Genomic DNA, 13,529 nt, shown 5'->3' on the forward strand with positions numbered 1-13,529 from the left:
AGCCGCCAGCGACCCCCGGTCCCTGGCGGCAAAATCATTTTTATGACCGCTGCGCGGAGACGTGTGAGAGAGCCTTGGTGGCATTGTCCGGCAACGTATCGGATGAGCGCTGAGGAGCATTAGACCGTGAATATAGCAAGTCAGACAAGGCTTGGCGGGCCGGTGTATGGCGCCGCCCCCTGTGCTGTCCGGCCCCCCAGCGCCGGACACGTTCACCCGTAGACGGGGTGGCAGTGCGCGGGGCAGGCCTCCGACCCGATTCGTTGCTCCCGCTGGTGGCGGGGCGAGGGCGTCTGGCTGGATGTAAAGTAATCAATGGTGCTGAAATGACTCACAAAAGACTCTCCGACATTACCCAGCGGATCATCGACCGAAGCCGGGATACCCGGGCTGCGTACCTTGAGCGCGTCAATGCGATGCGCACCGACGGTCCCTCCCGGCAGCGCTTGTCCTGTGGCAACCTGGCGCACGGGTTTGCTGCCTCTTCCGAGAAGGAAAAACAGCAGCTGATGGACACGGGTGCCCCCAATATCGGGATCGTAACCGCTTACAATGACATGCTGTCGGCGCACCAGCCCTACGTGGATTACCCTGACAAGATCAAGCGGGCGGCCCTGGCCAACGGCGTCACCGCCCAGGTGGCTGGTGGCGTTCCCGCCATGTGTGACGGGGTCACTCAGGGACGGGACGGTATGGACCTGTCACTGTTCAGTCGCGACGTGATCGCCATGTCCACCGCCGTCTCCCTGTCCCACGACATGTTTGATGCCGTGCACTGCCTGGGTATTTGCGACAAGATCGTGCCCGGCCTCATGATCGGCTCGCTGTCGTTCGGGCATCTGCCCACCGTCTTTGTGCCTGCGGGTCCCATGCCCTCGGGTCTGCCCAACTCGGAAAAAGTGAAAATTCGCCAGCTCTTTGCCGAGGGCAAAGTCGGCCGTAAAGAGTTGCTCAAGGCGGAAATGGACTCCTACCACAGCCCCGGCACCTGTACGTTCTACGGCACAGCGAACAGCAACCAGATGCTGATGGAAATGATGGGGATGCAGTTGCCGGGCAGCTCGTTTGTCAACCCCGGCACCGGCATGCGCGATGCGCTGACCACCGAAGCGGTCAACCAACTGGTGAAACTGACCCAGAGTGGCGACCAGTACACGCCGATCGCCGAGGTAATCGACGAGAAAGCCATCGTCAACGGTATTATTGGTCTGTTGGCGACCGGTGGTTCCACCAACCACACCATTCACCTGACCGCCATTGCCCGGGCGGCCGGGGTGATCATCGATTGGCAGGATATGGCCGATCTGTCCGAGATCATTCCGCTGATGTGTCGTGTGTATCCCAATGGTCTGGCGGACGTGAACCGCTTCCAGGCGGTGGGGGGGATGGGCTTCCTGATCCGCAGTCTGCTCAGCGAAGGGCTGATGCACGAGGATGTGACCACCATCATGGGTAAGGGGATGTCCCACTTCGCCAAGGAGCCTTTCCTCGAGGGCGATAAAATTGAGTGGCGTGACGCCCCGGAGAAAAGCCTGGACGAAGATGTGCTTCGCCCGGCGGGCAGCGCCTTCAGCAAAACCGGCGGTATGGCCCTGCTCAAGGGCAACTTGGGCCGCTGCGTCATCAAAGTGTCCGCAGTCAAGCCCGAGAATCGTAAGGTCAAGGCGCCCGCACGGGTGTTCTACCGCCAGGAAGACCTCCAGGCGGCGTTCAAGGCCGGCGAACTGGACCGGGATTTCGTCGCCGTGGTGCGTTTCCAGGGCCCGAAAGCCAACGGTATGCCGGAGTTGCACAAACTGACTCCGCCGCTGGGTGTGCTCCAGGACCGCGGCTTCAAGGTCGCGCTGGTCACCGATGGCAGGATGTCCGGTGCCTCTGGTAAAATCCCCGCGGCCATCCACCTGACCCCCGAGGCGCTCGATGGCGGCCCCATCTCGCTGGTGCGCGATGGCGACATGATTGAGCTGGATGCCGATGCAGGCAAGCTGGAGCTGCTGGTTTCTGAAGAAGAGCTTGCCAGCCGTCAGCCGGAGCAGACGGACATTTCCAACAGCCACTATGGCATGGGTCGTGAGCTGTTTGCCCCCCTGCGTGCCGAAGTCGGGTTGGCCGAAGAGGGAGCCACCGTCTTCCGTTGGTAGTGAGAGCGCTCGAGCCCGGTGAACACACCGGGCTTGTTGTATAACCGCAAATACAGAACACAAGGTTTTAGTCCATGCTGAAAGCATTTGATTTTGTGATTTTTGGCGGTGCCGGTGACCTGGCGCTGCGCAAACTGATCCCGGGCCTGTATCGTGCTTATTGCAATGACGAGTTGCCCGAAGGGACTCGCATTTTCGGTACCTGCCGGCGTCAGGAAGCCGTGGCCGAATACCAGGACAAGGTTCGCGCTGCCGCCGAACAGCACCTGCGCAAAGGCGAGTTTGTGGCTGAAACCTGGGATCGTTTCGCGAAAATGATTCACCCGCTGTTTCTGGACATTTCTTCCCGGGATGAACACTGGGACAAAATGGCGGAAATCCTCAAGTCCGGAAACGAGAATCGTGTCTTTTACCTGTCGACGCCCCCCAGCGTGTTTGGTATCTGCTGCAAGCACATTTCCGAAAGCGATCTGATCAGCCCGACCACCCGCGTGGTGGTCGAGAAGCCGCTGGGTTACGATGCCGCATCCGCCGATGCCATCAACACGGAAATTGGCGAGTACTTTGACGAGAAGTCCATCTACCGGATCGACCATTATCTCGGTAAGGAAGCAGTGCAGAACCTTCTGACGTTGCGTTTTGCCAATGGCATCTTCGAGCACCTGTGGGATGCCAAAACCATTGATCATGTGCAGATCAGTCTGTGTGAGACCGTGGGCCTGGAAGGGCGCGCCAGCTTCTACGACGACGCGGGTGCCATGCGCGATATGGTGCAGAACCACCTGCTTCAACTGCTTTGCCTGGTGGCCATGGAGTCACCCAACAAGCTGACCGCCGACAGCATCCGCTCCGAGAAAATCAAGGTGCTGGAATCGCTGCGTCCGCTCAAAGGGGATGCGGTCAAGTGGCACACCGTGCGCGGTCAGTATGCGGCCGGTGAAATGGGCGGCAAGCCGGTGCCCGGCTACCTGGACGAGCTGGGTAAGGAGAGCAACACCGAAACCTTCGTCGCCATTCGTGCCCACATCGACAACTGGCGCTGGTCGAAGGTGCCGTTCTATCTGCGCACCGGCAAGCGACTGAAGGAACGTTTTGCGGAAATCGTCATTCAGTACAAAGACGTATCTCACGAGGTGTATCCCGAGTCGGCCGGTGGTGTAACTCCGAACCGCCTGGTGATCCGTCTGCAACCGGAAGAAAGTATCCAGATGGTGCTGATGTCCAAGAACCTGGAAAAGCACGAAACGGAGCTGACGCCGGTGGTTCTGAATCTGAACCTGGCGGAAAAGTACAAGCATTTTGTCAGTGACGCCTACAAGCGTCTGATGCTGGATGCCGCCGCGGGCGACCCCAGCCTGTTCATTCACCGCGCCGAAGTGGATGCGGCCTGGGGCTGGGTGGACCCGATCATCGAAGCCTGGCAGCGCCCTGAGAACAAACCCATGGCGTACCCGGCGGGAAGCTGGGGGCCAGAGGCTTCGGAAGAACTGTTGTCCGGCGATGGTCGCCGTTGGTTCAACATGGATGAACTGCTGACGGAGGATAAGGACTGATGTTGGACGAAAAGATTTTTGACAGCCGAGAAGCACTCCTGGCGGCGTTGCAGGAAGATTGCGTCGCCGCATTGGATGAGGCGCTCAAAGCGCGTGACCAGGCGAGCTTTCTGGTGTCCGGTGGCAGCTCACCGGCTCCCCTGTACCAGCGCTTGAGCCAGATCGCGCTGGACTGGAAGCGGATTCAGGTAGCGCTTGTGGATGAGCGTTGGGTCGAGCCGGGCCACGCCAAGAGCAACGAGACTTTTGTGCAGAAAAACCTGCTGCAACATGCGGCGGGCCAAGCGCCGTTTCTGGGTATGAAGAACTCCGCAGCCACGGCCGCAGAGGGGCTGGCGGCGTGTGAGCAAGCCTACCAGGCATTGCCCCAGCCGTTTGATCTGACCATTCTGGGCATGGGACCGGATGGCCATACCGCATCTCTGTTCCCCAATGCCGAAGGTCTCGAGGAAGCGCTGACCACCGATTCGCTGTGTTCGGCCATTACCGCGCACCAGAGTGAGGTGACCGGCGAGTACACCGAGCGCATGACCCTGAGCCTGGCCGGCATCGTGAATTCCCGCCGTCTGGTTCTGCTGATCACTGGCGACGAAAAATTGCAGGCCCTGCGCGCCGCACAGGGTGAAGGCCCGGTTGGCGATATGCCGATTCGCGCCGTTCTGCGTCAGAACAAAGTGCCTGTGACCCTGTATTGGGCCCCCTGAAGCCCCTGGCTCGGGAACGCCCCTGTTGAATCAACCCAGTTACCGAATTAAAGAGGAAAGCATAGTGGCATTAAGTATCGATAAAATCGTCCAGGTGGCTCCGGTCATTCCCGTGATGGTGGTGGAGCGCCTGGAAGATGCTGTACCGCTGGCACAGGCTCTGTACAACGGCGGCCTGAAAGTGCTTGAAATTACCCTGCGTACCCCCGTGGCACTCGACGCGATTCGCGCAATGGTGGATGCGCTGCCGGGCGATGCCGTGATCGGTGCCGGTACCATCGTCACCCCGGATGACCTGAAGAAAGCGGTAGACGCCGGTTCGACCTTCCTGGTCAGCCCGGGCACCACTCCGGAACTGATTGAGGCGGCGAAGGCCAGCGATGTTCCGCTGTTGCCCGGTATTGCCACGCCCAGCGAAGCCATGAATCTGCTGGCACACGGCTTTACCCACATGAAGTTTTTCCCGGCGGAATCCGCCGGTGGTGTGTCCATGGTCAAATCCATTGGCGGGCCTCTGCCGCAAATCACTTTCTGCCCGACCGGTGGCATCAACCTCGCCAAGGCGCCCGAGTACCTGAGTCTGCCCAACGTGGCCTGCGTGGGGGGGACCTGGATGGCTCCCAAGGAGCTCATTGCCGAGAAGCGTTGGGACGAGATTGAAAAACTGGCTCGTGAAGCGGCCCAACTGGCGCGCTGATCACGCCTGAATGTGTTTGTTGTTTCTCTATTTAGATTGTCCGAATTGTAACCAGGAGATGTGTAATGACCATTAAAGTAGCAATCAACGGCTACGGCCGTATCGGCCGCAACGTGCTGCGCGCTCTGTACGAATCCAACTATCGCGATCGCATTCAGGTGGTCGGTATCAACGACCTGGGCGACGTCAACCTGAACGCCCATCTGACCAAGTACGATTCGGTCCACGGCAAGTTCCCCGGCGAAGTATCCGTCGACGGTGAGAACATGATTGTAAATGGTGATGCAATCCGCATTACCTCTGAGCGTGACCCGAGCAAGTTGCCCTGGGGCGAGCTGGGTGTGGACGTGGTGTATGAGTGCACCGGTATCTTCACCAGCAAAGAAAAAGCCAGTGCCCACCTGGAAGCCGGTGCCAAAAAGGTCATCATCTCCGCACCGGGTACCGATGTGGATGCCACCGCTGTCTATGGCGTAAACCACAACACCCTGAAGGCGACCGATCAGATCATCTCCAACGCCTCCTGCACCACCAACTGCCTGGCGCCGATCGCCAAAGTGCTGAACGACAAGTTCGGCATCGAGCAGGGCTCCATGACCACCATTCACGCCTACACCAACGACCAGAACCTGAGCGATGTCTATCACACGGACATCTATCGCGCCCGTTCCGCGACTCAGTCCATGATCCCGACCAAGACCGGTGCGGCTCGCGCCGTGGCGCTGGTGCTGCCGGAACTCAAGGGCAAGATCGATGGTATGGCCGTTCGCGTACCGACCATCAATGTCTCTCTGGTGGACCTGAACGTGCTGGTTTCCAAAGACGTGACCGTTGAGGAAGTGAACGCGGCCATGAAGGAAGCCGCTGAAGGCGAAATGGCGGGCGTACTGGAATACTGCGACGAGCCGCTGGTCTCCATCGACTTCAACCACAATCCGGCGTCTTCCAACTTCGACTCTCTGCAGACCAAGGTTTTCAATGGTCGTTGGGTAAAAGTCATGGCCTGGTACGACAACGAGTGGGGTTTCTCCAACCGCATGTTGGATAACACCCTGGCGCTGATGCAAGCCAAGTAAAAAATACTGAGAGAGAGTTATGTTAAGACGTACCAAAATTGTCAGCACCCTGGGGCCCGCTTCTGAGGCCCCGGAAATGCTGGAGAAACTGATTCTGGCGGGCGTGAACGTTGTTCGCCTGAATTTCTCCCACGGGTCGCCGGAAGAGCACAAGCAGCGCGCGGAAAATGTGCGCGCCATTGCGGCCAAGCACGACCGCTTCGTGGCCGTGCTGGGCGACCTTCAGGGGCCGAAAATCCGTATTTCGCGCTTCAAAAACGGCAAGATCGAACTCAAGCTCGGTGACAAGTTTGTCCTGGATGCGGATCTCGGTCGCGACGAGGGAGACCAGAACCAGGTTGGTATCGACTACAAGGAGTTGCCGGGCGATTGTAAGCCGGGCGACAACCTGTTGCTCGACGACGGCCGCGTCGTGTTGGAAGTGGAGAAGATCGAAGGCAACCGGGTGTACTGTGTTACGCGGATTGCTGGTCCGCTGTCCAACAACAAGGGCATCAATCGTCAGGGCGGTGGTCTGTCTGCTCCAGCGTTGACTGAAAAGGATATGGCCGATATCAAGACGGCGGCGGCGATCGACGTCGACTACCTGGCGGTTTCCTTTCCGCGCAGTGCGGAAGACATGAACAAGGCCCGTGAGCTGATGCGAGCCGCCGGTGGTGAGCGCGCTGGTCTGGTGTCCAAGATTGAACGTGCCGAAGCGGTGGCGGATGACGCAACCCTGGATGCCATCATCGAAGCCAGTGATGCGGTCATGGTCGCTCGTGGTGACCTGGGTGTGGAAATCGGTGATGAATCCCTGATCGGTGTACAGAAGCGCATCATCGAGCGCTCCCGTGCCCTGAACAAGGTGGTGATCACGGCGACCCAGATGATGGAGTCCATGATCAAGAACCCGATGCCGACCCGCGCGGAAGTGTTCGACGTGGCCAACGCCGTACTCGATGGCACCGATGCGGTGATGCTGTCCGCTGAAACGGCGGCCGGTGACTTCCCGGAAGAGACCATCAAGGCGATGGTGCGCATTATCCTGGGTGCGGAAAAGCATCCCAGCGCCAGCCAGAGCACCTATCGGGTGGATCAGAAGTTTCAGACCATCGATGAATCCATCGCCATGGCGTCGATGTATACCGCCAACCATCTCAGTGGTGTGAAGGCGATCATCTCGCTGACCGAGTCCGGTGCGACACCGCGCCTGATGTCGCGCATTGGCTCCCAATTGCCGATCTTCGCGTTCTCCGGACGGATCGATACCCAGCGTCGCGTGGCGTTGTATCGCGGTGTTCAGCCGGTACCGTTTGAAACCGACAGTTCCGCGCCGGGCCATCAGGATCATATGCGCGCCATTGACATCCTGAAAAGCAAAGGGGTGTTGAACGACGGTGACCTGGTGATCGTGACCAACGGTGACTCCAACCAGTTGGGTGGCACCAACACCATGAAAATACTGCGGGTGGGCGAGCAATAAGCTCAATCCTCCGTCATTGTACGAAACGGAAACGGCAGCCTCCAGGCTGCCGTTTCCGTTTGTGGCGGTACAGTTAGCACGGCAATTTGCGTAGGGGCCGAGCGCAGCGGTATGACCCGCATCCGCCGTTCCCTCAGACCCTGACCCCGGCACAACATGGGTGCCCCAATCATCTCCGTTCGTGCTAACCTGCTCATTAATTGACCCTTTGATGATGTTTGAGGCACCCCATGCTCAAAAATTTCGCCGCACTCCCGCTCACCCTCCTGGTGGCCCTTTCGGCCCAGGCTCTCGAAATCCACCACGGCGACTGGCAGCAGGGCGCCGTCATCCGGGGCTCTGTGACACCGGGTAGCGAGCTGAAACTGGGTGAGCGCGCCGTGCGGATCGCCGACGACGGCCAGTTTGTGATCGGTCTCGACCGGGACGCCGAGTCACCCGCCAAGTTGACCCTGATACCGCCGGCCGGCGAACCCGAGCACTTTGAGTTCGCCGTCAAAGCCCGGGATTACAATATCCAGCGCATTGAGGGCGTGCCGCAAAGCACAGTGACCCCCGACCCGGAGCAGGTCAAGCGCGCCCGGGCCGAGGCGGCTCTGGCCTGGAAGGCCCGCCAGCATGATTTGCCGCGCACCGACTTTGCGGAGCCCTTCCAGTGGCCGCTGGTCGGCATCATTACCGGCGTTTACGGCAGTCAGCGGTTTTATAACGGCGAGCCGCGCTCACCCCATTACGGGGTGGACATCGCCGCGCCGCAGGGCACCCCGGTGGCATCCCCGGCGCCGGGTGTGGTCACCTTGGTGCACGAGGATATGTTTTTCTCCGGGGGGACCCTGATAGTCGACCATGGTCATGGTCTGTCGTCCACCTTCATACACCTGCATCGAATTCTGGTGGAAGAGGGGGATGAAGTGGGCCAGGGGGACACCATCGCCGAGGTGGGAGCCACCGGAAGGGCGACCGGCCCGCATCTGGACTGGCGCATGAACTGGTTCGACCGGAGGGTCGACCCGACGACACTGGTGGGCCCGATGCCCGAGCCGGAGGATGTCGCCAGCAACTGATTTGCCGGGCCACTCAGTAGCGTTGGAGTCATGCCCCGGTGTAAGATAGCGGCTTTTACCTCATTCCCCGAGGGGCACTATGATCGACAAAAAACTGCTCAGTCTACTGGTCTGCCCGGTGAGCAAGGCTCCGCTGGAGTACGACGCTGAAAAGCAGGAACTGGTGTGCCGGGCCAGCCACCTGGCCTATCCCATTCGCGATGGTATCCCGGTGATGCTGGAGAGCGAAGCGCGCCAGCTGACCCAGGAAGAGCGGGAACAGCTCGACCGCTCCTGAATCGCCCCTTTTCGATGTTTATAACCACGGATACGCTATGAAAAGCGCAGAAATTCGCGACGCCTTCTTGAAGTACTTTGAGCAGCAGGGGCACACCGTTGTTCCCAGCAGCTCCCTGATTCCGGGTAATGACCCGACCCTTCTGTTTACCAATGCCGGCATGGTCCAGTTCAAGGACGTGTTTCTCGGAGAGGAACACCGGGATTACCGCCGTGCGGCCAGCTCCCAGCGGTGTGTGCGTGCCGGGGGCAAGCACAACGATCTCGAGAACGTGGGCTATACCGCCCGTCACCACACGTTTTTCGAGATGCTGGGTAATTTCAGCTTTGGGGACTACTTCAAGCGCGACGCGATCAAGTTTGCCTGGGAGTTTCTGACCCAGGTACTCAGGCTGCCCGAAGAGCGGCTGTGGGTCACTGTCCACATCAGCGATGATGAAGCCGCCGATATCTGGCAGAAGGAGGTGGGCGTCAGCCCCGAGCGATTCTCCCGCCTCGATGAAGACAATTTCTGGCAGATGGGCGACACCGGTCCCTGTGGCCCCAGCTCCGAAATCTTTTATGACCACGGCCCGGATGTGCCCGGTGGCCCACCCGGCAGCGAGAATGACGATCTGGACCGGTACATCGAGATCTGGAACCTGGTGTTCATGCAGTATGAGCGCCACAGTAACGGCGAACTCAAACCCTTGCCCAACCCCTCCATCGATACCGGGATGGGGCTGGAGCGTATCGCTGCGGTCATGCAGGGGGTGCACAACAACTACGACATCGACCTGTTTCAGCACCTGCTCCAGGCCGCCGCCCAGGCAACCGGTGCCGACGATATGGAGAACAAATCGCTGCGAGTGATCGCCGACCATATCCGGTCCTGCGCTTTTCTGATCAGCGATGGTGTCCTGCCCTCCAATGAAGGGCGGGGTTATGTGCTGCGCCGTATCATTCGCCGCGCCGTGCGCCACGGCCACCAATTGGGTCAGACACAACCCTTTTTCCACCAGTTGGTGGTCGCGTTGGCCGAGGTCATGGGCGATGCTTATCCGGAGCTTCGACAGCAACGGGCGCAGATCGAAAAGGTGCTGCTGTTGGAAGAGGAACAGTTCGCCAAAACCCTGGACAAGGGGATGGTGGTCCTCGAAGGGGCGCTGGAAGACCTGAGTGGCACCGAGATCCCCGGCGATATCGTTTTTACCCTGTACGACACCTACGGCTTTCCCGTCGATCTGACCGCCGACATTGCGCGCGAGCGCGGTCTGACCCTGGATATGCCCGGTTACGAGCGGGCCATGGAGGCTCAGCGTGCCCGGGCCCGGGCCGCTGGCAGCTTCAAAGTGGATTACACGGCGGCGGGGCTGGACCTGCCGGCGACGGAGTTCCTGGGCTATACCCAATTGGCCGAACAGGGCCGTGTTCAGGCGTTATTGAAAGACGGCCAGACAGTGGAGCACCTGGAAGAGGGCGATGAGGGGGCCGTGGTACTCGATCGCACGCCGTTTTACGCCGAATCCGGTGGTCAGGTGGGCGATACCGGTTACCTGGAAACCGATGCTGGTCTGCGTTTCGAGGTCCGTGACTGCAATAAACAGGGCGCCAGCCATCTGCATCTGGGCCGCCTGCTGCATGGCAGGTTATCCGTGGGTGATACGATTTCCGCTCGGGTGGACGGCACGGTCCGTCAGGCGACGGCCCTGAATCATTCCGCGACCCACCTGATGCACGCGGCGCTTCGGGAGGTGCTGGGCGAGCACGTGACCCAGAAAGGTTCTCTGGTGGATTCCGAGCGCCTGCGCTTTGACTTCTCTCACTTTGAAGCGGTCAAGCCCGAAGAACTCAAGGCGATTGAAACGCTGGTCAATGACCAGATTCGTGCCAACACCCGGGTGCAGGTGGAGGAGATGGACATTGAAAGCGCCAAAACGAAAGGCGCCATGATGCTCTTTGGTGAAAAGTATGGCGATCAGGTCCGGGTTCTGACCATGGGTGACGGCTTTTCGGTGGAGCTCTGCGGCGGTACCCATGTCCGTCGCACTGGTGACATCGGTCTGTTCCGGATCACCTCTGAGTCCGGTGTGGCGGCGGGTGTACGTCGTATCGAGGCCGTGACCGGAGCGGGCGCTCTGGCGCTGTTTGATGAGGTTGAAGCCCTGGCCGACCGCACCGCCCAGGCCTTGAAAACCCGCCGTCCGCAGGTGCCGGAGAAAGTCGAGCAGTTGCTGGCGCAGAACCGCAAGCTGGAAAAGGAGCTGTCCGCGCTCAAGGCCAAGCTGGCCACGGCGGGTAGCGGTAGCCTGCTGGACCAGGTTCAGGAGGTCGCGGGGGTCAAGGTACTGGCGGTCAAACTGGAAGGTGCCGACAGCAAATCCCTGCGTGAGAGCGCCGATCAACTGAAAAACAGACTCGGCAGCGGCGTGTTGCTGGTAGCGGCGGTTGAAGGCGAGAAGGTCTCCCTGGTCGCCGGGGTAACCAAGGATCTGACCGACCGGATCAAGGCCGGCGACCTGATGCGCGAAGTGGCCGCCAAAGTGGGCGGTAAAGGCGGTGGTCGACCGGATATGGCACAGGGTGGCGGCACCGACCCGAGCGGCCTGGGTAGCGCCCTGAGCGCCGTTCCCGAGTGGGTCAAAACCCAGCTTTCGTGACCGCCGTCGGGGCGTAAAAAACTATTTCGCTAAAGCGCGATTTACGCTTTAATAGCGGGCCGCGTATGGCGCGCAATATTGCAACTGAGCCGGTTTTCCGGCGCACTGGTCGAGGAAGCGTTCGGACATGAGTTTGTTCGTACAGAAATACGGCGGAACCTCCGTGGGCACCGTCGAGCGGATTGAAGCGGTGGCTGACAAGGTGGCGGGATTCCGCGACCAGGGCCACGATATGGTGGTGGTCCTGTCGGCGATGAGCGGCGAGACCAACCGTCTGATTGCCCTGGCTCAGCAAATTCAGGAAAACCCTGATCCGCGTGAGCTGGACGTGCTGGTGTCGACTGGCGAACAGGTCACCATCGCACTGCTGTGTATGGCTCTGAAAAAGCGGGGTTACGATGCCCGCTCCTACACCGGTGGCCAGGTGCGTATTCTGACTGACAATGCCTACACCAAAGCCCGAATCCAGGCCATTGATGAGGCCAATATGCGGGCCGATCTGCGGGCCGGACGTGTTGTGGTGGTCGCCGGCTTCCAGGGGGTGGACGAGAACGGCAACATCACCACCCTCGGGCGCGGTGGCTCCGATACCACAGGCGTGGCCCTGGCAGCCGCGCTGAAAGCGGATGAGTGCCAGATCTATACCGACGTGGACGGCGTATATACCACCGATCCACGAGTGGTGGAACGGGCCCGACGGCTGGACCGGATTACCTTCGAAGAAATGCTGGAAATGGCCAGCCTGGGTTCCAAGGTATTGCAGATCCGGTCGGTTGAATTCGCTGGCAAGTACAAAGTTCCGTTGCGGGTGTTGTCGAGCTTCCAGGAAGGCCCGGGCACCCTGATTACACTCGATGAGGAAGACGACACTATGGAACAACCCATTGTCTCGGGCATCGCGTTCAATCGCGATGAGGCAAAAGTGACTCTCGCCGGTGTGCCGGACACGCCGGGCGTCGCCGCCCGTATCCTGGGCCCGGTGGGCGCGGCCAATATTGAAGTGGACGTGATTGTCCAGAACGTGAGTGCCGACAACACCACCGACCTGACCTTCACCGTCAACAAGGGCGATCTGAAAAAAACCGTCGCGGTGCTTGAAACCGTTGCGCAGTCCATCGGTGCCCGGGAAGTCCGCGGTGATGATCGGGTGGCGAAGGTGTCGATTGTGGGGGTTGGTATGCGGTCCCACGCCGGCGTTGCCTCCACCATGTTCAATGCCCTGGCCGAAGAGAACATCAATATTCAGATGATCACCACGTCGGAGATCAAAATCTCCGTGATCATCGAAGAGCGTTACCTGGAGCTGGCGGTTCGTTGCCTGCATACGGCGTTCGGGCTCGACAAAGAGCCTGAGGAGAGCCGGGACCGGGGTTAACCGGCGCTGGGCCGGGTTTGGGGCGGTTGGTTAGCGAACGCTCAATAAATCTGGTACAGTTAGCGCGCGTTAATGTAAGCAAGGAGAACAAAGTACATAAAAGGGTGGAAAATGTTTGTCCTAATCGCCAACTATGGTCAATACTTCAAGGGGGTTTGTGGTTTGACGCCCATTGGCGATCGGGGTTAGCCGAGAAGCGGCATCGGACGATGGAGTCTAAGCCGTATTCTTACAGGATGAGTGAAGGAGATTTAATATGTTGATTTTGACCCGCCGTATTGGCGAAACACTGATGGTTGGTGATGAAGTAACAGTCACTGTGCTTGGCGTGAAGGGTAACCAGGTCCGTATCGGTGTGAATGCACCCAAAGACATTGCCGTTCACCGCGAAGAGATTTACCAGCGCATTCAGCGTGAAAAGCAGAACCAGGATGAGCAACTGGACTGAAACCAGACTCGTCAACGGGCCTCGGGAGCGTAATCAACCACCTCCCGAGCCGCTCTTCCCTCTGGAAATTCCGGTCAAGTTCTGACCCGAC

Annotated in this window: 12 protein-coding genes; 11 read left to right on the plus strand and 1 reads right to left on the minus strand. The window is 59.6% G+C overall.

Annotated features, from left to right (window positions below; all coding sequences use genetic code 11):
* Positions 1 to 212: 212 nt before the first annotated feature.
* On the minus strand, positions 213 to 335 hold the full coding sequence (locus OOT55_RS02950; protein ID WP_265367671.1) for a hypothetical protein: 123 nt from the start codon (positions 333 to 335) through the stop codon (positions 213 to 215).
* Here OOT55_RS02950 and edd point away from each other — a divergent pair.
* The 11 genes from edd (at position 327) to csrA (ending at position 13,438) form a co-directional block, all read left to right on the plus strand.
* A complete protein-coding gene (gene edd, locus OOT55_RS02955) occupies positions 327 to 2,141 on the plus strand; it encodes a phosphogluconate dehydratase (RefSeq protein ID WP_265367672.1) in 1,815 nt (604 codons plus the stop codon). The two genes, OOT55_RS02950 and edd, sit on opposite strands and share 9 nt — an antisense overlap.
* A gap of 74 nt (positions 2,142 to 2,215) precedes the next feature.
* Entirely contained in the window at positions 2,216 to 3,694 is a 1,479-nt protein-coding gene (gene zwf / locus OOT55_RS02960) for a glucose-6-phosphate dehydrogenase (RefSeq protein ID WP_265367673.1), read from the plus strand.
* Complete coding sequence (gene pgl, locus OOT55_RS02965; protein WP_265367674.1) at positions 3,694 to 4,398, plus strand: 6-phosphogluconolactonase; 705 nt, start codon at positions 3,694 to 3,696, stop codon at positions 4,396 to 4,398. Before zwf ends, pgl begins: the two co-directional genes overlap by 1 nt.
* 64 nt (positions 4,399 to 4,462) lie before the next feature.
* Positions 4,463 to 5,095 carry a bifunctional 4-hydroxy-2-oxoglutarate aldolase/2-dehydro-3-deoxy-phosphogluconate aldolase gene (locus tag OOT55_RS02970; protein ID WP_265367675.1) on the plus strand — a complete coding sequence of 211 codons (633 nt, stop codon included), beginning with the start codon at positions 4,463 to 4,465 and terminating at the stop codon, positions 5,093 to 5,095.
* A 65-nt stretch (positions 5,096 to 5,160) separates the two neighbouring features.
* A complete protein-coding gene (gene gap, locus OOT55_RS02975) occupies positions 5,161 to 6,171 on the plus strand; it encodes a type I glyceraldehyde-3-phosphate dehydrogenase (protein ID WP_265367676.1) in 1,011 nt (336 codons plus the stop codon).
* 19 nt (positions 6,172 to 6,190) lie between these two features.
* Positions 6,191 to 7,636, plus strand: a complete 1,446-nt coding sequence (gene pyk / locus OOT55_RS02980; RefSeq protein ID WP_265367677.1) for a pyruvate kinase — start codon at positions 6,191 to 6,193, stop codon at positions 7,634 to 7,636.
* Positions 7,637 to 7,866: 230 nt separating this feature from the next.
* Positions 7,867 to 8,700 carry a M23 family metallopeptidase gene (locus tag OOT55_RS02985; RefSeq protein WP_265367678.1) on the plus strand — a complete coding sequence of 278 codons (834 nt, stop codon included), beginning with the start codon at positions 7,867 to 7,869 and terminating at the stop codon, positions 8,698 to 8,700.
* Positions 8,701 to 8,779: 79 nt separating this feature from the next.
* Complete coding sequence (locus tag OOT55_RS02990; protein ID WP_265367679.1) at positions 8,780 to 8,977, plus strand: Trm112 family protein; 198 nt, start codon at positions 8,780 to 8,782, stop codon at positions 8,975 to 8,977.
* A 37-nt stretch (positions 8,978 to 9,014) separates the two neighbouring features.
* Positions 9,015 to 11,615: an alanine--tRNA ligase gene (gene alaS, locus OOT55_RS02995; RefSeq protein ID WP_265367680.1), complete on the plus strand. Its 2,601-nt coding sequence runs from the start codon at positions 9,015 to 9,017 to the stop codon at positions 11,613 to 11,615.
* 127 nt (positions 11,616 to 11,742) lie between these two features.
* Positions 11,743 to 12,990, plus strand: a complete 1,248-nt coding sequence (locus OOT55_RS03000) for an aspartate kinase (RefSeq protein WP_265367681.1) — start codon at positions 11,743 to 11,745, stop codon at positions 12,988 to 12,990.
* Positions 12,991 to 13,246: 256 nt separating this feature from the next.
* Positions 13,247 to 13,438 (plus strand): carbon storage regulator CsrA, encoded by a 192-nt coding sequence (gene csrA, locus OOT55_RS03005; RefSeq protein ID WP_024459782.1) that lies wholly within the window; start codon positions 13,247 to 13,249, stop codon positions 13,436 to 13,438.
* Positions 13,439 to 13,529 lie beyond the last annotated feature (91 nt).

This window comes from Marinimicrobium sp. C6131 (assembly GCF_026153455.1).
In the GTDB taxonomy this organism is placed as follows: Bacteria; Pseudomonadota; Gammaproteobacteria; order Pseudomonadales; family Cellvibrionaceae; genus Marinimicrobium.